This is a genomic window from Halobacterium hubeiense (assembly GCF_001488575.1).
Classification (GTDB): Archaea; Halobacteriota; Halobacteria; order Halobacteriales; family Halobacteriaceae; genus Halobacterium; species Halobacterium hubeiense.
On sequence record NZ_LN831302.1, the window covers coordinates 1941268 to 1960853 of the forward strand.

General features: G+C 69.0%; 18 protein-coding genes and 1 tRNA gene. 9 read left to right on the forward strand and 10 right to left on the reverse strand.

Annotated features, from left to right (window positions below):
• Window positions 1-17 precede the first annotated feature (17 nt).
• The 5 genes from HHUB_RS10185 to HHUB_RS10205 form a co-directional block, all read right to left on the reverse strand.
• Window positions 18-88, reverse strand: a tRNA-Pro gene (locus HHUB_RS10185).
• Between the two features lie 52 nt (window positions 89-140).
• Window positions 141-1034 carry an RNA-guided pseudouridylation complex pseudouridine synthase subunit Cbf5 gene (locus tag HHUB_RS10190; RefSeq protein ID WP_059057507.1) on the reverse strand — a complete coding sequence of 298 codons (894 nt, stop codon included), beginning with the start codon at window positions 1032-1034 and terminating at the stop codon, window positions 141-143.
• Between the two features lie 2 nt (window positions 1035-1036).
• Window positions 1037-1615, reverse strand: coding sequence for a (d)CMP kinase (gene cmk, locus HHUB_RS10195; protein WP_059057508.1), 579 nt, complete (start codon window positions 1613-1615; stop codon window positions 1037-1039).
• Window positions 1616-1844: 229 nt separating this feature from the next.
• The gene (locus tag HHUB_RS10200; RefSeq protein WP_059057509.1) at window positions 1845-2711 is read right to left on the reverse strand and encodes a DUF106 domain-containing protein; all 867 of its coding nucleotides are present in this window, start codon (window positions 2709-2711) and stop codon (window positions 1845-1847) included.
• Window positions 2712-2804: 93 nt separating this feature from the next.
• Window positions 2805-3455, reverse strand: a complete 651-nt coding sequence (locus HHUB_RS10205) for an adenylate kinase (RefSeq protein WP_059057510.1) — start codon at window positions 3453-3455, stop codon at window positions 2805-2807.
• A 98-nt stretch (window positions 3456-3553) separates the two neighbouring features.
• Here HHUB_RS10205 and HHUB_RS10210 point away from each other — a divergent pair, with 98 nt between their 5' ends.
• The 3 genes from HHUB_RS10210 to HHUB_RS10220 all read left to right on the forward strand — a co-directional run bounded on the left by HHUB_RS10210 (window position 3554) and on the right by HHUB_RS10220 (window position 6758).
• The gene (locus HHUB_RS10210; RefSeq protein WP_059057511.1) at window positions 3554-3964 is read left to right on the forward strand and encodes a hypothetical protein; all 411 of its coding nucleotides are present in this window, start codon (window positions 3554-3556) and stop codon (window positions 3962-3964) included.
• A gap of 129 nt (window positions 3965-4093) precedes the next feature.
• Complete coding sequence (locus HHUB_RS10215; protein WP_059058277.1) at window positions 4094-4531, forward strand: universal stress protein; 438 nt, start codon at window positions 4094-4096, stop codon at window positions 4529-4531.
• On the forward strand, window positions 4524-6758 hold the full coding sequence (locus HHUB_RS10220) for an amino acid permease (protein ID WP_059057512.1): 2235 nt from the start codon (window positions 4524-4526) through the stop codon (window positions 6756-6758). The genes HHUB_RS10215 and HHUB_RS10220 overlap by 8 nt, the downstream gene beginning before the upstream one ends.
• 47 nt (window positions 6759-6805) lie before the next feature.
• On the opposite strand, the gene HHUB_RS10225 is transcribed toward HHUB_RS10220, so the two are convergent.
• The 3 genes from HHUB_RS10225 to trkA all read right to left on the reverse strand — a co-directional run bounded on the left by HHUB_RS10225 (window position 6806) and on the right by trkA (window position 10031).
• The gene (locus HHUB_RS10225) at window positions 6806-7018 is read right to left on the reverse strand and encodes a hypothetical protein (RefSeq protein WP_059057513.1); all 213 of its coding nucleotides are present in this window, start codon (window positions 7016-7018) and stop codon (window positions 6806-6808) included.
• Between the two features lie 87 nt (window positions 7019-7105).
• On the reverse strand, window positions 7106-8668 hold the full coding sequence (locus tag HHUB_RS10230) for a TrkH family potassium uptake protein (RefSeq protein ID WP_059057514.1): 1563 nt from the start codon (window positions 8666-8668) through the stop codon (window positions 7106-7108).
• A gap of 19 nt (window positions 8669-8687) precedes the next feature.
• Window positions 8688-10031, reverse strand: a complete 1344-nt coding sequence (trkA, locus tag HHUB_RS10235) for a Trk system potassium transporter TrkA (protein WP_059057515.1) — start codon at window positions 10029-10031, stop codon at window positions 8688-8690.
• 157 nt (window positions 10032-10188) lie between these two features.
• Here trkA and HHUB_RS10240 point away from each other — a divergent pair, with 157 nt between their 5' ends.
• Window positions 10189-11109 (forward strand): M48 family metallopeptidase, encoded by a 921-nt coding sequence (locus tag HHUB_RS10240; protein WP_059057516.1) that lies wholly within the window; start codon window positions 10189-10191, stop codon window positions 11107-11109.
• Here HHUB_RS10240 and HHUB_RS10245 read toward each other — a convergent pair.
• On the reverse strand, window positions 11093-12301 hold the full coding sequence (locus tag HHUB_RS10245) for an ABC transporter substrate-binding protein (protein ID WP_059057517.1): 1209 nt from the start codon (window positions 12299-12301) through the stop codon (window positions 11093-11095). The genes HHUB_RS10240 and HHUB_RS10245 overlap by 17 nt on opposite strands.
• Before the next feature lie 174 nt (window positions 12302-12475).
• Here HHUB_RS10245 and HHUB_RS10250 point away from each other — a divergent pair, with 174 nt between their 5' ends.
• From HHUB_RS10250 to phoU, 5 genes are read left to right on the forward strand one after another with little or no spacing between them, the layout of a single operon-like run.
• A complete protein-coding gene (locus tag HHUB_RS10250) occupies window positions 12476-13627 on the forward strand; it encodes a PstS family phosphate ABC transporter substrate-binding protein (protein ID WP_059057518.1) in 1152 nt (383 codons plus the stop codon).
• A 51-nt stretch (window positions 13628-13678) separates the two neighbouring features.
• A complete protein-coding gene (pstC, locus tag HHUB_RS10255) occupies window positions 13679-14812 on the forward strand; it encodes a phosphate ABC transporter permease subunit PstC (RefSeq protein ID WP_082687232.1) in 1134 nt (377 codons plus the stop codon).
• A complete protein-coding gene (gene pstA, locus HHUB_RS10260) occupies window positions 14812-16419 on the forward strand; it encodes a phosphate ABC transporter permease PstA (protein ID WP_059057519.1) in 1608 nt (535 codons plus the stop codon). The genes pstC and pstA overlap by 1 nt, the downstream gene beginning before the upstream one ends.
• The gene (gene pstB / locus HHUB_RS10265) at window positions 16412-17317 is read left to right on the forward strand and encodes a phosphate ABC transporter ATP-binding protein PstB (protein ID WP_059057520.1); all 906 of its coding nucleotides are present in this window, start codon (window positions 16412-16414) and stop codon (window positions 17315-17317) included. The genes pstA and pstB overlap by 8 nt, the downstream gene beginning before the upstream one ends.
• Before the next feature lie 5 nt (window positions 17318-17322).
• Window positions 17323-17997 carry a phosphate signaling complex protein PhoU gene (phoU, locus tag HHUB_RS10270; protein ID WP_059057521.1) on the forward strand — a complete coding sequence of 225 codons (675 nt, stop codon included), beginning with the start codon at window positions 17323-17325 and terminating at the stop codon, window positions 17995-17997.
• A gap of 111 nt (window positions 17998-18108) precedes the next feature.
• Here the strand turns inward: phoU and secY are convergent, their stop codons facing one another.
• Window positions 18109-19584: a preprotein translocase subunit SecY gene (gene secY, locus HHUB_RS10275; protein ID WP_059057522.1), complete on the reverse strand. Its 1476-nt coding sequence runs from the start codon at window positions 19582-19584 to the stop codon at window positions 18109-18111.
• Window positions 19585-19586 lie beyond the last annotated feature (2 nt).

The following is a 19586-nucleotide window of genomic DNA, read 5'->3' on the forward strand; positions in this document are numbered from 1 at the left end:
TCCGGGCGAAAGTGAAGTGGGACCGCCGAGATTCGAACTCAGGTCCGACGGACCCCATCCGCCGAGGATACCGCTACCCCACGGTCCCACGTATCGACCGAGGCGGCGTCCGGCATTAAGGCCTTCGTTTCGGAATCGCGTTACACGAGGACGCGTTCGAGTTCGACCACGGTGCCGGAGTCAGCGTCCGGGTTGCCGACGCGGCGGCCGAGGCAGACTGCGGCGCCGTTGGGCGCGTAGCACGCGACGAGCTGGTCGCGGTCGGCGTCCTCCGCACTGATGACGCCGGGGGCGTAGACGGGCGCGCCTTCCGCGACCTGTTCGGCGGCGGAGGGCGCGATGGTCACCGACGGGATGTGTTCGAGCGCGCGCTCGGCGGGCACGAGCACCTCGCGGAGCGCGGCTTCGGGGTCGCCGCTCGGCGGGCTGGTGTCGTCCTCGTCGCGCAGCCACGCGAGCGCGTCCGCGAGGTCGTGCAGCGTCGCCAGCGTGGTGTCGTCGAACGGCGTCGTCGCAGTGCGGCGGAGGTGTCCCATGTGCGCGCCGGTGCCGAGCGCGCGCCCGAGGTCGTGGCAGAGTTTTCGAATGTAGGTCCCGGACTCGCAGCGGATGCGCAACAGCGCCTGCCGGTCGTTCACTTCGAGGACGTCGAGGTCGTGAATCTCACGGACGCGCAGGCGGCGCGCGACCGCGGACTTCCGCGGCGGCTTCTGGTAGGTCGGCCCCTCGAACTCCTCGATTACGTCGCGGAGGTTCGCGGGCGGGTCGGCGTGCAGTTCCAGCACGGCGACGTACTCCTTGGGGCCTTCCAGCAGCGCGGGCGCGAGCCGGGTCGCCGCACCCGTCAGGACAGGCAGACAGCCCGTGACCTTGGGGTCCAGCGTGCCCGCGTGCGCGGCCTTCTCGACGCCGACCATGTCCCGAATCCACGCCGACACCTGGTGGGCAGAGGGCCCCGGCGGCTTGTCGAGGTTGACGACGCCGAACTCGAAGACGTCGTCGGGGTCGCGGTCCGCGGGGGCGTCTCGCAGCATCGTTAGAACTCGTAGTCGACGTTCTCGATGGGGACCGGGCCCTCGTCGTTGCCGGGCTCGTAGTTGTCGACGGCGTACAGCACGATGTCCGTGACCTCGTCGGGGCCCCACCGCGCCGTGTTCACGAACAGGTCGTAGATGGTGAGGTCGTCGAAGTCGATGCCGTAGTAGTCGGCGTACCGCGCGGTCTCGGAGTCCTCCCGCTTCTCCGTCTCGGCGCGCGCGGCCGCCGGCGTCTTGTCCTCGCGGTCCGCGATGCGGCGCGCGCGTACGCCCATCGGCGCGTCCAGCCAGATCTTGATGTCGGCGTACTCGCCGGCCATCCAGCCCGCGAGCCGCGACTCCAGAACCACGTCGTCCTGCTCCCGGGCGGTCTCGCGGAGCTGTCGGTCGAGGTCCTTGTCTATCTGGGGGTCCTCCTCGGCGAGCTCGTTGAACTCCTCAAGGGTGAGGTCGCGGTCCTCGGCGAGCTCGCGGAAGATGTCGCCACCGGAGATGTGGTCGTAGTCGAGGTGGTCGGCGAGCGCGGACGCCACCGTGCTCTTCCCGCTCCCCGGCGGGCCGGAGATAGTGACTAACATATCCGTGCTGGGAGCGGCGCGGACAAAGAGGTTTTGAACCTGAACCCGGCGTGTGGCGGTTTCGCGCGCAACGAGCATTCGCGAGCGCCACAGGCGCGAGCGATTCACTCGCGGCGAAGCCGCGAGGCCGACGAACCCCCGGAGGGGGTAAGGAGTGCTTTTTCCGCAAGTTTTTGCCGAACGAGGCGCGGCTCCGCCGCGCCTCGTGCAGCGCAAAAAGTGCGTGTTGCTACGTCGGCGTCGTCTGGATGTTCAGCGCCTTGCGGATGACGTTCGAGAAGCTGAACGAGCAGACCATGTACCAGATGATCCACGTGGGGAACACGAGGATGCGCCCGTGGTTGAAGTCGACTTGGCCCGCCAGCGGGAGCGTCATCACGATCTCCCGGCCCGAGTAGACGGTGCCGAGCTTCCAGTACATCCAGAGGAACGCCGGGATGGTGAGGAGCATGATCCACGCCATCGGGCGGAACTGCTCTTTGAGCATACCGGCCTGGTCGCCGAACGCCTCCATCTGCTCCTCGCGGAGGCGCTCGATTTCGGCCTCGTCGCCGCGCTCTTTCGCTTCGGACATCTTGTCCTGGAGCTTCTGGGCGCGCTCCTGGTACTCGGACATCTTGTCCATGTCCGTGAGGTTCGCCTGCAGGAGCGTCGAGTAGAGGCCAGTGAGGACGGCCAGCGCCATCACGACGACGTAGAACGGCAGCACCGTCTCCAGCGGCCCGAGCACGACGTCGACGGCGCCGCCGATGGTGTTCTGAATCGGCTGGAAGTTGTAGCCGAGAATCGCGGCGAACGCCCCGACGGCCGCGAGCTTGTCCCACTTCGACCACGACGAGGATTCGGGGCTGTCGTCGAGGTCCTCCTCGGGTTCGAGGCCCTCGCGGACGCCCTCGGGGTCCGCGAACTCGAAGCCCTCGCCGGACTCCACGAGCACGTCTTTCTCCAGGAGGCGACCCCACTGACCGCTGGAGACGTCGCCTTTGACGTCCCGCCAGCGAATCTCGCCCTCGTGGTCAAGGAGGTCGTCGAGTACGTCGGCCAGTTCCGGGTCCTCGCGGACCAGCGAGCGGACTTTCTCCGCGGTTCGAGACATCTTCTTGGCTGTTCTTTGCAGTGACCGCTTGAACCTCTTACGGAACGACCGACGAGTGGTTCGGCGAGAGAACCGCTTTCGGCGGTCCGTCCGTCAGTTCGCGTTCGCTTCGACGGCGGCCTTGACGTCCTCCCAGACCTCGTCGGGCGTCTGTTCGCCGTCGATTTCTTCGAGGACGCCCTCGTCGCGGAAGTACTCGACGACGGGCGCGGTGTTCTCCTCGTAGACCTCGATGCGCTCGCGGGCGGTCTCCTCGGTGTCGTCCTCGCGCTGGTAGAGGTCGCCGCCGCACTCGTCGCAGACGCCGGCCTCCTCGGGCGGATTGAAGTCCACGTGGAAGGTCGCGCCGCAGTCCTCGCAGACGCGGCGGCCGGTCAGCCGGCGGACGAGCTCGTCCTCGTCGACGTCGAGGTAGAGCACGACGTCGAGGTCCGTGATGGAGTCCAGATACTCCGTCTGGGCCTCGTTGCGCGGGTAGCCGTCGAGGACGAAGCCGTCGGCCTCGCCGAGCGCGGTCTTGACGATTTCGTTGACGACCTCGTCGGGAACGAGATCGCCGGCGTCCATGTACGCGCCGGGCGTGTCGTACTCCAAGTCGAGATGGCTGATGTCCATCCCCTTGTTCTCGCGGAGCGCGTCGCCGGTGGTGACGTGCTCGACGCCGAACTCCTCGGTGAGTCGGCGGCTCTGCGTGCCTTTGCCGGCGCCGGGCGCGCCCAGAATCAGGATTCGGGGGTTACTCATATCGTCCCGTTTCCGGGCCTCGATTAAGGAGGTGTTGTTTCCGGCCGAACTGACTCGCACACCCGACCTGCTTTGTGGGCGGGCCGCCAACCCCACGTATGACTCGATTCGACGCCGACACGGACGCCGACCGCATCGAACTCGTCGCGGAGGCCATCGCCGCCCACCGCGAGCGCGACAGCGCGTTCTGCACGCTGGAAGCCGACGAGGACCCCAGCGACGACCCCGAGTTCCTGCCGCCGTGGGTGCAGTTCGCGGACGGCACCCTCAACCTCGACTGCACCGACGAGGAGCTGGACCGCCTCTCGACGGTCGTCTCTCGGTTCGGCGCGTTCACCATCGCCGAGCGCGAGACCGTCCCCGCGGACACCGCCGAGGAGGACCCCGGGACGAACGTCCGCATCGAGGCGCGCGCCGACGACGACCGCGTCGGCCAGTTCGTCGACGCCCTCTTCCAGGACGTGTACGAGCTCCCGGCGGACTTCCGGCTGTGGGCGGTCGAGGTCTGAGAATCACGGTGAGGCCGTCGGGGAGTCGAAGGTATAAGGGGGAGTGGGCCACACCCCCGAACATGAGATTTTCACGCAGTACGCCCGTAGGAGCGGGTGCTCGCGCGCCGCCCGGAACAGGTGGTTGCGGTGGGTGACCTCCTCGAACTGGTCGTCGTCCCCGTCGCCAGCGAGGGCGACGCGCAGACGACGATGGACGCGGTCTTACCGCGCGTTCGCGAGGCCGGCGGCCGAGTCGTCGCCGTCCACGTCGTCGAGAAGGGCGGCGGCACGATTGACAAGGCCAGCGTCGAACAGCGCGAGGCGTACGCCGAGGGCGTCTTCGGGGTCGTCGAGGACGCCTGCACCGACGCGGGCGTCACCTTCGAGACGGACCTCCGCTTCGACACGGACGTCGTCGACGGCATCTTCGACGCCGCCCGCGACCACGACGCCAGCGCGGTCGCGTTCACGCCACGCGAGGGGAACCGCTGGCTCGACCTGCTGGCCGGCGACCACGCCCGCGACATCGTGAAGCGAGCCGACCTCCCGGTCGTCGTACTCCCGGCGGAGGACGCGAATGAGTGACCAGGAGCTCGCGAAGGACCTCGGGCCGCTGGCGGCGCTGACCATCGGCGTCGGGACGATGATCGGCGCCGGCATCTTCGTGCTGCCGGGGGCCGCCGTCAGGGACGCGGGGCCGCTGTCCGCGCTGGCGTTCCTCGCCGGCGGCGGCATCGCGTTGCTGACGGCGCTGTCCGCCTCCGAACTGGGCACCGCGATGCCGAAGGCCGGCGGCGCGTACTACTACGTCAACCACTCGCTGGGGCCGCTGTTCGGCTCCATCGCGGGGTGGGCGAACTGGATGGGGCTGGCGTTCGCCTCCGCGTTCTACATGTTCGGGCTCGGGAAGTACGTCGTCACGTTCGTCTCGGTGCCAAGCGTCTCGCTGGGGCCGCTGACGCTGGTGCCCGCGCAAGTCGTCGCGCTGTTCGGCGCCGCCTTGTTCGTCGGCGTGAACTACGTCGGCGCGAAGGAGACCGGCGGCCTCCAGAACGTCATCGTCGTCACGCTCGTCGCCATCCTCGCGGTGTTCACCGCCGTCGGAGCGTTCAACGCCGACCTCGACTCGCTGTTCCCGCTCGTCCGCGAGGGGAAGGGCTTCGCGCAGGTCCTCCCGGTGACGGGGATGGTGTTCGTCTCCTATCTCGGGTTCGTCCAGATTACGAGCGTCGCCGAGGAAATCAAAGACCCCGGAAAGAACCTCCCGCGGGCGGTCATCGGCAGCGTCGTCCTCGTGACGTTCATCTACGCGCTCGTGTTGCTGGTGGTGCTCGCGGCGGTGCCGAACGAACTCGTCGCCGGCAACGACACCGCGGTCGTAGACGTCGCGCGCCGCCTCATGGGGCCGGCGGGCGCCGTCGCGTTGCTGTTCGGCGGGCTGCTCGCGACCGCCTCCTCGGCGAACGCCTCGATTCTGGCGTCCTCGCGCATCAACTTCGCGATGGGGCGGGACAAGCTCGTCTCCGACAGCCTGAACACGATTCACGACCGGTTCGCGACGCCGTACCGCGCAATCGGGCTGACGGGCGTGTTCATCCTCGTGTTCGTGCTGGTCGGCAACCTCGAGACGCTGTCGACGATGGGGAGCACGCTCCACCTCGTCATCTACGGCCTGCTGAACGTCGCGCTCGTCGTGATGCGGACCGTGGACCCGCCCGAGTACGACCCCGACTTCCGCGTCCCGTTCTACCCGGCGACGCCGATTCTCGGCGCCATCACGTCGTTCGCGCTCATCGCGTTCATCAACCCGACCATCATCGCGGCGACCGCCGCGTTCGTCGCGTTCGCCGCGGCGTGGTACCTCGTGTACGCGCGCTCGCGGGCGACGAAGACCGGCATCCTCTCGCAGTACCTCCAAGCGAACCCCGAGCGCGCGCCCGACGCCGCGGTGTCCGCCGCGGAGTCGCTGGCCCCGGACGGCTCGGACTACCGCGTGCTCGTGCCGCTGGCGAACCCCGAGAACGAGACCGAACTCATCACGCTGGGCGCCGCCGCGGCGAAGGCGAACGCCGGCCGCGTCGTCGCCGTCCACGTCGTCCAGGTGCCCGACCAGACCAGCCTCGCGTACGCCAACGACCACCTCGACGAGTTCACGGACGCCGCCGGGAGCGAGCGCCTGCTGGAGAACGCGCGCGCCGACGCCGAGGACTTCGGCGTCCCCGTCGAGACCCACACCATCCTCTCGCATCGCTCCTTCGAGGAGCTGTTCGACGCCGCCGAGACCCACGACGCCGACCTGCTCGTGATGGGATGGGGGCCGGACAGCCACGGGTCGCCCGGCCGCGCCGAGTCCGCGGTTGACGAGCTCGCCGGCGACCTGCCGTGTGACGTGCTCGTGTTCAAGGACCGCGGGTTCGACCCCTCGCGCGTGGTCGTGCCGACCGCGGGCGGCCCGGACAGCGAACTCAGCGCCGCCGTCGCGCGCTACCTCCGCGAGCAGTTCGACAGCGAGGTCACGCTGCTGCACGTCGCCGACGACACCGCGGCCGGCCGCGAGTTCCTCGAGACGTGGGCCGACGAGCAGGGCCTCTCGGACGCCGAGTTGCGCGTCGAGTCCGGGGACGTCGAGGACGTCATCGCGGCCGCCGCCGAAGACGCGTCGATGCTCGTCGTCGGCGCAACCGAGCGCGGCCTCCTCGAACGCCTCGTCACGGGGTCGCTGGTGCTGGACGTCGTCGACGAGGTGGACTGCTCGGTCGTCCTCGCGGAGCAGCAACGGAGCCGGTCGCTGCTCGAACGGCTGCTCGGCTGACCAACTTCGAGTAGCGCACGACCCGCTGCATCACCGAGTCCGGGCGCTCAGTTACCGCGCTCTTCCTCGATTTCTTCGGCTCGCTCGTTCATCTCGGCGAGCTCGCGGACTCGCTGGCCGTCCGACCCGCCGTGGCCGATTCGGACGGACAGGTCCAGCGGGGACGGGACGAAGCGGTCCTCGGACTCCTCGCCGGACTCCTCGCCGTCCTCGCCACCCCCGAACAGCGCGAGGAACACCTCCCAGACGCTGCGAGCCATGCGTCGCCCTACGAGCTGTCAGCCCGTAAGTGTGTCACCCGCGCTGACGGACGCTCGGTCGGACGGGAGAACCGAGTCCGGCGGTCGCTAGGACTTCCAGTACGCCCGCGTCAGCAACACGAGCACGGGCAGCACTTCCAGCCGACCCACCCACATCAGCCCGACCATCAGCAGTTTCGTGGTCGCTGGGAGGAACTCGTAGAACCCCATCGGGCCGACGAGCCCGAACCCGGGACCGACGTTCCCCAGCGTCGCGGCGACCGAACTCATCACTTCCAGCGCGGTCAGCGACTCCTCGATGCGCGTGGCGTCGATGGCGACGAAGACGGTGGCGCCGACGAACAGCGCGAAGTAGACCGCGGTGAACGCGTAGATGCCGCGGACGGCGTCCTCGTCGAGCGCGCGGCCGCCGAGCCGGACGGGCTCGACGGCCTCGGGGTGGATGGTCACGAACAGCTCGCGCTTGAGGCTCTTGAGGATGACCAGCCACCGCACCATCTTCACCGCGCCGCCCGTGCTGCCCGCGCTCCCGCCGAGGAAGATGGCGATGAACAGCACGTACTGGCTGGCCGCCCCCCACTCCGCGAAGTCCATGCTCGCGTACCCCGTGGTGGTGACGATAGAGGCGGCCTGGAAGGCGGCGTGGCGCAACGACGCTTCGAGGTTCCCGGCGATTGGGCCGACGGCCACGTCGAGAGTCGGCCCCGTGAACAGCAGACCCGCGAGCAGCGCGGTGACAGTGCCGACGACGCCGACGTAGAAGCGGAACTCCGAGTCGCCGAACAGCGCGTCCGTGTCGCCGGTCAGCGCCTGCCAGATGAGCGCGAAGTTCGTCCCCGCCGCGAACATGAACGGCACGATGACCCACTGGACGATGCCCGAGAACGCCTCGATGGAGCGCGCCTCCGGGCTGAATCCGCCGGTCGCCATCGTCGTGAGACCGTGCGCGACCGCGTTGTACAGGCCCATGTTGGGCGCGTGGCCGGTGCGGTGGAGGCCGTACAGCAACACGACTTCGAGGAGGGTGATGCCGGCGTACGCCAGCCACAGCGCCCGCGCGGTCTCCGCGATGCGGGGCGTGAGCTTCTCGATGCTCGGCCCAGGCGCCTCGGCCTCCATCAGTTGCGCGCCGCCCACGGAGAGCTCGGGGAGGATGGCGACCGCGAGCACGACGATGCCCATGCCGCCGAGCCACTGGGTGAGCTGGCGCCACAGCAGGATTGCGTGCGAGTGCGTCTCGAAGGAGATGTCCTCCATCACCGTCGCCCCCGTCGTGGTGAACCCGCTCATCGTCTCGAACAGCGCGTTCACCGGGCCGCCGAGCGCCGACCCGGGCGCAGTCGCCGCCGCGACACCGGGGATGCCGTGGGCGGCGAACAGGTACGGGAGCGCGCCGACGACGCTCGCCGCGAGCCACGTCAGCGCGACCATCAAGAATCCCTCGCGCGCGCCGAGGTCCGTCGGGTCGCCGACGCGTTCGAGCGCCGACCCCGCGGCGAACGCGACGGCGATGGTCGCGACGAACGCCGCCAGCCCGCCGTCGCCGTAGTAGAGCGCGACCGCCAGCGGCGCCAGCAGCGGCACGGTCAGCCACTTCACGACCGTGCCGACGAGCGCGACGCTCGCCCGCCAGTCCACGCGGACGGTCATCGTCTCACCTGTCCGGCGCTCATAGTTTCGACGTGACTTCCTCGAGCGCGTCGGCTTGCACGAACGCGACGACGTGGTCGCCGGCCTCGACGACCGTGCTCCCGCGCGGCGTCACGTACTGGCCGTCGCGCGTAATCGCGCCTACGACGACGCCGGCGGGCAGGTCGGCCATCACGTCCTGGATGGTGCGCCCCGCGAGCACGCTGTCCTCGTCGACCTCCACCTCGACGACCTCGGCGCCGCCGGGTTCGATGATGGCGACGTTCTCCGCGCGGCGCTCGCGCGTGAACCGCGTAATCTCCTCGGCGGTGACGCGGCGCGGGTTGACCGCGACGTCGACGCCGACCGTCTCGAAGAGGTCGACGTAGCGCGCCTGCTCGACGACCGCGATGGTTCGCTCGGCGCCCTCGCGCTTCGCGAGCAGCGCCGCCAGCAGGCTGCGCTCGTCGCTGCCGACCGTCGCGATGACGACGTCGGCGTCCTTGATGTGCTCGCGGGAGAGGAACTCGGGGTCGGTCGCGTCGTGGGAGTAGACGGTCACGGACGGCAGAAGCTCCGCGAGCTCGCGGGCGCGGTCCTCGTCGAACTCCACGATGCGCACCGAGACGCCGCGCTCGACGAGCTTCTCGGCGGTGAGCTTGCCGGTCGTCGAGCCGCCGACGATGACGACGTCCTCGACCTCGCTGGCGGCGCTTTCGGGGTCGAGTGCGCGCGCGAACTCGCGGACGCTGACGGGTCGCCCGACGACGACCACGCGGGCGTTCCCCTCGATGACGGTGTCCCCGCGCGGCACGCTGGCGTGGTCGGCGCCCTCCGGGATGACGGCGACGAACGTCAGCTCGTCGAAGCGGTCGGCTTCCGCGACCGTCTCGCCGGCCAGCGGGCTGTCCTCGGGCACCTCGAACTCCGCCATCTGAATCGACCCGCCCGCGAACGGGTCGACGTCGCGGGCGGTCGGCAGGCCGACGACGCGGACGATGGCTTCCGCCGCCAGCAGGTCCGTACACACCATGAAGTCCACGCCGAACGCGCCGTGGTGCTCGCGCCACGTGTCCAGGTAGTTCGTATCCTCGACGCGCGCGATGGTGAACGCCTCGCTGACGGTGTCAACGGTCGCGCACGTCGCGAGGTTCGTCTCGTCGTCGTCCGTGCTCGCGATGACGACGTCGGCCTTCTCGACTTCGGCCTCGCGGAGGACGTCGAGGTCGGTGCCGTCCCCGGTGACCGCGAGCACGTCCTCGGAGTAGGTCAGCGACTCGACGCGCTCCGGGTCGACGTCGACGACCACGACCTCGTGGGCGTCGGAGAGACTGCTGGCGATGCTCGACCCGACCTCGCCGGCGCCGACGACGAGAATGCGCATCAGTTCGCCACCCCTTCGTACATGCCCGGTAGGTGAGCCGCCTCCGTGAATAGCGCTTCGGAAGGGCGGCGCACCGCTACGGCGACGCGAACGCCGGTCGAAGCGGAGTGGTGGAGCTGCCGACAGCCGTTTGTGGCCACCGGAGCTATCTTCGGACATGAGCGTCGGCCGTCGCCTCCTGATGGTGCTCGTCGGCGTCGCCGCCCTCGTCTGGCACGCCGTCGCCGCGGCGGTCGTGCTGTGGGCGCTCGTCGTCGCCTTCTCCGCGGACGTCCCGCCGACGACCGCGCTCGGCGTCGTCGCCGCCGTCACCGTCGTGCTGGGCTACCTGAACTACCGCGTCGGCACCGCTCGCGTGCTCGCGCAACTGCACGCCGTCCCGCTGGAACCCCGGAGCGCGCCGCGCGCGTACCGCGTGCTCGAAACGCTCGCGGACCGCATGGGCGTCGAGCCGCCGACGCTGTACGTCGCCCGGATGCCCGTCCCGAACGCGGTCAGCCTCGGCGGCCCCGGCGGCGCGGTCGTCTTCGACGAGTCGCTGTTCCGCATCCTCAGCGCCGCAGAGTTCGAGGCCGTGCTCGCCCACGAGCTCGCGCACATCGAGAACCGGGACAGCCTCGTGCAGTCGCTGTCGTTCGCGGTCGGGCGCACGCTCGTCGGGTTCCTCGCGGTGCTCGTGTTGCCGGCGGCGCTTTTGGCGCGCGGCTGGAACCGGCTGTTCGCGTGGGCGCGCGGCCGCCCGGACGCCGCCTCGGAGGCGGCACTGCACGAGCGCATCGGGCGGCTGGTGCTGGTCGCGTTCGTCGCGCTGACTCTGATTGTACGCGCTCGCTCGCGGAAACGGGAGTTCGCGGCCGACGACCGCGCAGTCGAGGTCACCGGCGACCCGCTCGTGCTGGCGCGCGCACTCCGGAAGCTTCAGCGAGCCCGCGAGCCACGGGGGCTACTGGCGCCGCTGTCCGGGCGTCGAGAGGAGCCGGACAGCCAGCGGTGGTTCTCCACGCACCCCGCGATGGACGACCGCGTCGAGCGGCTCCGCCAGCGGGCCGAGGAGGAGGGCGTCAGGCGCCGTCGGTGACGATGCTGGCGACGCGCTCGCGGTCGAACAGCCGCTCGTCTTCGGGAATCTCGGGGTAGTGGTCGCCGTCCTCGTAGTCGGGCCACTCGCCGAAGACGTCGGGGTAGAGCTGCTTGGCGGTCATCTCTATCTGGAAGAGGTTCATCAGCGGGCCCTGGTAGCGCATCCCGGAGGCGTAGACGCGGTCGTTCTCGACGGCCGACAGCGTCCCGCCGGCCTCGCTGTTCCGGAGGCTCTCCCGCACCGAGGCCATGTCGTAGCGGGGGGTCGCTCCCCAGAGGTTGAGGATGACGTCGGGGTCGGCTTCGAGCATCGCCTCGTAGCCGACCGAGCCCCAGAAGTTCGACCACTCTCGGTCGGCGAAGACGTCGTTGGCGCCCAGCGGCCGGGTGTCGGCGTACCAGTAGCCGGGCTTGTTGAGGTGGTACGTGTAGAAGGTGCCCTGCGAGTAGGTCGCGCGGGCGACCGTCGGGCGCTCGTCTCTCGGCGGGAGGTCGGCTTCGATGGTCGCGAGGAGGTCGTCGTAGACCCCGCGGAGCGCTTCGGCGCGCTCGCGCTCGCCGAAGACGTCGGCGACGCGGCCGAACACCTCCCAGAGCGTGTAGTACTCGTAGGCGTCTCGGTACTGCTCGGGGGGCTGGTCGCGGGTGCCGCTGTAGAAGTTCCCGAACCACGGGCCGACGTTGGCGGCGATGTCGTCGGCGTCCCCGACCGACCAGTTGTCCTGCGTGACGAGGTACGCGGGGTCGAGGAAGTGGACGTCGCTGTCGAGGCTGTACAGCTGCTCCTCGCTGATGCCGTCGCCGTAGGGGTCCGGGAGGTCCTCCCAGTCGAAGGAGACGCCGTCGAGGCGCTCGTAGTAGTGGTTCATCGTCGTCCCGGACATCTCCGGGACGTAGATGGAGTTGACGGCGTCACCGTGGCCGAGCGCGACGGCCATGTCGGCGTACTGCGGGAACACCACGAAGACGTCCTCGGGCGGTTCGTCGAGGGTGATTTCGCCGACCGGCGCCATCGACGCCGTCAGCGAACTGTCGGCGGTCGTCCCGCTGGTCGTGCCCGCGCTCGTGGTCGTCGCGTCGCTGTCGCTGTCGCCGGAGCCGGTGCAGCCGGCGAGCAGGCCGGCGGCGGTCGCCGCGCCCGCCCCCTTGAGGTACTGTCGTCGCGTGAACGGCCGTCGTTGCTCTCCCATAGATTTTAGGCAGCCCTAAACAAATATAGGGGTTGGGATTTTGCCCCGGCGCCGCCGGCCGGACTATATAGCAATCTGTGAGTGATGCTCACAAACCGTCGGCTACGCTCCCGTCACAGCAGTATATATCACTCATATTATAGTTCATATAGTGGAATGTCTTCCGTCCACGTGATGGCGCAGGATTCGACGCGTCTGTCCGACCTCGTATCGCGGCGGAAATTCATCGCGACTGCCGGCGCCGCAGGCGTCGCGACGGTCGCAGGCTGTTCGAGCGGGGGCGACGGCGACAACGGGGGCGACACCAGCGAGCCGACCACCGCGGACACCGGCAGCGGCCAAGAGACGACCGCCGGCGAGCAGTCCAGCGAGATGGACACCAGCGTCCTGACCGGCGACGGCTCCTCGACGGTGTTCCCCATCACGAACACCGGCGCGAGCTACTGGAACTCCAACCCCGAGGCCGGCGACGGCGACTACTGGCCGACCGAGTGGGCCGACGAGTACGGCACCGACATGCGCCTCGCGGACTACTTCGCCAGCCAGTACGGCTACGAGCCCACCGGCGAGCGCTCGAACCCGCCGTTCCGCGTGAGCATCGCCCTCAGCCACTCCGGCACGGGCATCGAGGGCGTCATGGAGGGTCGCGTCGACATCGGGGACGCCAGCGCGTCCGCCGCCGACGAGCTCCCCGACGCCGACGACAGCACGCTCGACGACTTCGTCGACCACGTCGTCGGCGTCGACGGCCAGCCCATCGTCGTCAGCCGCGAAATCAGAGACGCCGGCGTCGAGAGCATCACCATCGAGGAGCTCCGACAGATCTACCGCCAGGAGATTACGAACTGGTCGGAGCTCGGCGGCCCGGACCGCGAGATTCTCGCGCTCGGCCGGGCCGAGGGCTCCGGGACGGACACCTCGTTCCGCGCGAACGTCTACGGCGACCCCGAAGCCCCCATCAGCCCCGACCAGCGCTTCGGTCAGAACCAGCAGCTCCAGCAGGCGATTTCGCAGGCCGACAACGCCATCGCGTACATCGCGCTGGCGTTCGTGCAGCCGGACGGCGACGTCCCGCCGCTGGACCTCGTCATCGACGGCACCACGTACTCCTACGGCGACAACCTCGGCGCGGCGGAGTACCCGCTCTCCCGCGACCTGCACGCCTACACCTGGCAGGACACCTCCCGGAAGGAAGCCGCGTTCATCAACTTCGTCCTGAGCGACTTCGGCCAGGAAATCTTCGTGCAGGGCAACGACTACTTCGCGCTGCCCGACGACCGGCTCCAGACCCAGCGCGAGAAGGTCGCGCCGTCGAACTACGAGTAAACCCCGGCTGCCGCGGTCGCCCGCGGCCGTCCCGACACACGCTTTATACACATGACTCAGTTACTCGGACGAACGCGAGAGTTGCCGACGCGGCTCCGCGCGTCCGTCACGCGGCGCGTCGAAGCCACGAGACAGTGGGCGCACAACTACCGGTCCCGGACGCAGGACGGCGCCATCGCGATGCACGCGCTCGTGTTCGCGTCCGTGCTCGCGACGTTCCTGCTGTTCCTCGCCGGCTCGGCGTGGACCGTCCTCCCCGTCCTCGCGTTCCTCGCCGCGATGGGCGTCGGCTGGTCCCGCTATCAGGCCGAGGCCGCGAAGGCGCTGACGTTCCTGACGACCGTCGCGACGGTGTCGATACTCTCGCTCATCGTCGCGTTCCTGCTGATTCGGTCCGAGCCCATCGTCGCGCACATGGGACTGGACGTGCTCACGCGCATCGAACAGCCGCTGTGGACGTCCAGCCAGGGCGGCGTCTACTCGCTGACGCCGATGATGGTCGGGACCGCCGTGACGACGGTCATCGCGACGCTCGTCGCCGCGCCGGTCGGCATCGCGGGCGCGGTGTTCGTCAGCGAAATCGCGCCCCGGCGCGTCCGCGAAGTGGTCAAGCCCGGCATCGAGCTGATGGCCGGCATCCCCTCTATCACGTACGGGTTCATCGGGCTCACCATCCTCAACCAGTACTTCTACGCGGAGTTCCGGACGCCGACCATCGGGACGTACTTCGCGGCCGGCCTGATGATCGGCGTGATGGCGCTGCCGACGGTCGTCACCGTCGCCGAGGACGCGCTCAACGCCGTCCCCGAGTCCATCAAGAGCGGCGCGCTCGCGATGGGCTCGACGCCGTGGCAGACCACCAAGAGCGTCACCATCCCCGCGGGCCTCTCGGGCGTCTCCGCGGGCGTCCTGCTCGGCGTCGGCCGCGCGATGGGCGAGACGATGGCCGCGACAGTGATGCTCACGCACACGAAGGGGTTCCCGTCGCCGATGTTCGACGTGTTCTCCAGCTACGGCGAGACGCTCACGACTGTCATCGCCTTCGAGGGCGGGAACGCCAGCGGCCTCCACATGAGCGCGCTGTTCGCGGGCGGCGTCGTGCTGTTCGGGATGGTGATGTTGCTCAGCGTCGGCTCCCAGTACGTCGAGTGGCGGATGCACCAGAAGCTCGGGGGTGAGCGCTGATGAGCAACGTCCGGCGCAACCGCCTCGTCGCCGGCGACTCGCGGACGAGCGCGCTCGTCGCCCGGGGCGTGCTCGCCGTCTCCGCGCTGGCGTTTCTCGCGTCGTGGCTGGTCCTCCTCCAGTGGGTCGGCGAAACCACGCCCGTCGCCGGCGTCTCCGTGCTGAAGCTGCTGGGCGTCGCTCTCGCGACCGCCGGCGGCGGCCTCGCGGTCGTCGGCGTCGGCTCCCGGCTCGAATACTTCCAGAGCACGCCGTCCGCGAGCGCCGGCCTCCCGGTCGGCGTCGTCTTCGGGCTGCTGTGGGCGGTTTTCGGTGGTCTCCTCGCCACGCGACTGCTCGGGAACGGGCTGGTGGTGTGGCTCCCCGTCGCCGCCGCGTTCGGCGTCGCCGGCCTGCTCGCGTCGGTGCTCCCGCGCGAGGACGTCGGCTCGACGCTCCCCGTCGCCGCGATTCTCGCGTTGCTCGGCGGCTACGTCGCCGTCGGCGGCATCGACGCCGGCTGGACGTGGGAGCCGTCGTGGTCGTCGGCCGTGTTCCCCGGGAGCGAACTCGTCCCGCTGCTCGTCGTCTTCGGCTCCCTGTTGAGCGCGTGGAGCGCCGCGAAATCCCGCGAGGGCTTCGGTGCGGAAGGCCGGCAGGCCGGTGCGTACTACCTCGTCGGCTCGGTCGTGTTCGCGATGCTCGGCGTGCTCGCGCTGTTGGTCGCGTTCATCGTGAAGAACGGCCTCGAAACGATGCTCACGGGCACGAGCCTGACGGGCGGTCACCTCACGCTCCCGTTCGTCGGAGTCGCCGTGCCGTGGGCGGAGTTCCCGTTCCTGATGAACCAGACCGGCGGCCTCTACGTCGAGATTCCCGGCGTCCTCCCCGCCGTGATGGGGACGCTGTGGCTCGTGTTCGGCGCGGTCCTGTTCGCCGTCCCGCTGGGCATCGGCGCCGCCGTCTTCCTCACCGAGTACGCCGAGCGCGGCCGGTTCACGCAGGTCGTCGAGGTCGCGACAAACGGCCTCTGGAGCACCCCGAGCATCGTCTTCGGGCTGTTCGGGCTGGCGTTCCTCGTGCCGCGCATCAGCGGCGGGAACTCCATTTTCGTCGGGCAGCTCGTGCTCGGGTTCATGCTGTTGCCGCTCGTGCTCATCACGAGCCGCGAGGCCATCCTCGCTGTTCCCGACGCGCACCGCGACGCCAGCGCCGCGCTCGGCGTCACCAAGTGGGAGACAATCCGCAGCGTCGTCCTCCCCGCGGCGATGCCCGGCACCATCACCGGCGTCATCCTCGGCGTCGGCCGCATCGCCGGCGAGACCGCGCCGCTGCTTCTGGTGTTCGGCGGGTCGCCGTACCCCTCCACCTACCCGAACGTCCTCGGGAGCTTCGCGTTCAGCGCCCAGCCGCCGTTCGTCACCAACGACGCGCTGCTGTCGCCGGCGAGCGCGCTCCCCTACCAGCTGTACTCGACGATTACCGCCGGCCAGTTCCCCAAGGAGATTTTCACCGACACCGAGTTCGGCTGGGGGACCGCGCTCGTCCTACTGGGCGTCGTCCTCGCCCTCTACGCCGTCGGCGTCGGCAGCCGGCTCTACTTCCGGAGGAAGCTACACCATGAGTGAAACCGAAGCAGTCCACGAACCCAGCGAGCCCGCACAGCAACTGACCACCAGCGGCGAGAGCGACGAGCGCGTCCGCGAGGAGTGGACCGAGTACGACTTCGACGGCAGCGCCAAGCTCGCCGTCGAGGACCTCGACGTCCACTACGGCGACGAACAGGCGCTCCAGAGCGTCTCACTCGACGTCCCCGAGGAGAGCGTCACCGCACTCATCGGGCCGTCGGGCTGCGGGAAGTCGACGTTCCTGCGGTGCCTGAACCGCATGAACGACCGCGTGAAGAGCGCGCGCATCGACGGCTCCGTGCGCCTCGACGGCGAGGAAATCTACACGGACGGCGTCAACCTCGTGGAACTCCGCAAGCGCATCGGCATGGTGTTCCAGGAGCCCAACCCGTTCCCGAAGTCCATCCGGGACAACATCTCCTACGGCCCCCGCAAGCACGGCGACCTCGACACCGGCCTGCTCGCGCGCCTGCTCGGCCGCGACGACCGCGAGGACGAGGACGAACTCGTCGAGCGCGCGCTCAGGCGCGCGGCGCTGTGGGACGAGGTCAAAGACCGCCTCGACGACAACGCGCTCGGGCTCTCCGGCGGCCAGCAACAGCGGCTCTGCATCGCGCGGTGTCTCGCCGTCGACCCCGAGGTCATCCTGATGGACGAACCCGCTTCGGCCCTCGACCCCATCGCCACCGCGAAAATCGAGGACCTCATCGAGGAACTCGCCGAAGACTACACGGTCGTCGTCGTCACGCACAACATGCAGCAGGCCGCCCGCATCAGCGACCAGACCGCGGTGTTCCTCACGGGCGGGGAGCTCGTGGAGTACGGCGACACCGACCGGATATTCGAGAACCCCGAGAGTCAGCGCGTCGAGGACTACATCACCGGCAAGTTCGGGTGACTGGCGTGCCGCGAGAGGAGTTCCAGCAGTCCCTCGACGACCTCCGCGCCGGCGTCACCGAGATGGGCGACCTCGTGCTCGGTCGCCTCGACGACGGCCTCGACGCGCTCGAACGCGGCGACGACGACCTCGCGCGAGCGGTCATCGACGGCGACGACGACGTCAACGACCGCTACCTCCAGCTGGAGGGCGAGTGCATCGACCTGTTCGCGCTCCAGCAGCCCGTCGCCGGCGACCTCCGCTTCGTCGCCGCGTCGTTCAAGATTCTCACCGACCTCGAACGCGTCGGCGACCTCGCGACGAACTTCGGGCGGTACGCGCTCGCCACCGACGACGCCCGCCGCGTGGACGTGGACGTCGTCGACGTCGGCCGGGACGCCCGCGCGCTCGTCGCGGACGCCCTCGCCGCGTACGCCGCCGAAGACGTCGACGCCTGCTACGAGGTCGCCGAACGCGACGACGAGATCGACGCGCTCTGTCAGGCCGCAAGCGAGCGCGTCGTCCGCGACCTCATCGAGCGCGAAGCCGGCGACGACCCCTGGCAGACCGAAGCGCTGATGGACGACGTCTCCCGGCTTTTGCTGACGATTCGGGACGTCGAACGCGTCGGCGACCACGCGGTCAACGTCGCCGCGCGCACGCTGTACGCCGTCGAGAGCGACCCCGAACTCGTCTACTGACACGCAGGCCGTTCTCCGCTCGTCGCTACCGCTGGTCAGTTGAGCACGCGAAGAAAACGTGGTCGTCAGCGATGCGAGCGGTGGCCGGCCCACCGAGTGTTCGACGCGAGGTCAGTCGCCGCCGCCGAACATCTCCCGCATCATCGGGTGCATCTCCATCATCTGCTCTTCGGCGATCTCCTCGTAGAGCTTGTACGTGATGGATATCGTCAGCAGCAGGCCCGTCCCGGTGACGTTCCCGATGGTGCCGAGCATGTTCGCCATGACGGCGAGCAAGCCGACGAGCGCGCCGCCGAGCACGGTCACCTGCGGGATGTACCGTTCGAGGACCTTCTCGATGACCCCGAGGTTCTTCCGGAACCCGGGAATCTGCATCCCCGAGTTCTGAATCTGCTTCGCGGTGGCTTCCGGCCCCATGTCCGTCGTCTCCACCCAGAAGATGGCGAAGACGGCGCCGCCGACGATCATGAACGTCAGGTCGACGCCGATGCGGATGAGGATCTGCCACGGCTCGATGGTCGCCGGCGTGCTGCCGAGCCACCACATCCAGCTCTCGCGGCTGTAGATCGGCGAGAGGTAGTAGAACAACCCACCGATAGCGGTGCCGTCGGAGTAGACGCCGAGCCACGACGGGATGCCGAGCGTCGAGTTCAGAATCTGCCCGATGAACTGGATGTTCGCCTGCAGCGCGCGAACGAGGATCATCGGCAGGACGCTCGCGTAGATGAGCTTCACGGGGAACCGACCGCGTGCGCCCTTCACGCGAGCGTGGCTCAGCGGAATCTCGACGCGAACGCTCTCGGCGTACACGACGGTAACGTAGATGAGCAGCGTCGTGAACAGCCCGAGGATGCCCGCCTGGATGAGCAGGAACGACAGCCCGTCTATCGACAGCAGCGGCGGGATGTTCGAGACGTTGCCCAGCGCCAGGTCGATCCAGTTCGGGAACAGCCCCTGGTTGGGGAACTCACCCTCCCAGAAGATGAACCCGCCGACGAGGCTCTGGCTCACGCCCGCCACGATGAACAGACCGATACCGGAGCCGACGCCCCACTTCGAGATGACCTCGTCCATGAACAGCAGGAGAATGCCACCGGCGGCGATCTGGGCGAACAACAGCACCTGCACGCCCAGCGAGCCGATGCCGAGGCTCTGCGCGACCGCCGCGCTAGGCTGCAGGAAGTTCCCGAAGAACACCATCGGGATGCCCGTCAGGAACACCATCACGAGGACCAGCATCTTCTGGAGGCCCTGGTAGATCGCCTGGTCGCGGGGGTCGTTCGTGTCCAGCCCCAGCAGGTTCGCCCCGCCGAGCAGCTGGAGGACGATGCTCCCCGTGACGATGGGGCCGATGCCGAGTTGCAGCACTGTCCCCTGGCCACCGGCGAGCAGGCTCCGGAACTGCTCGAAGAGGTCCTGACTCGCGCCGGTGTCGAGCCCCCAGAGCGTGACGTTCGTCAGGAAGAAGTACAGGACGAGCACGCCAGCCGTCCAGTACATCTTCCGGCGGAACGGCACGTGTCCTTCCGGACGCTGGACTGCGGGCATCCGCGTGAGGACCGGTGCGGCAGTCTCCTTCCATCCCATGG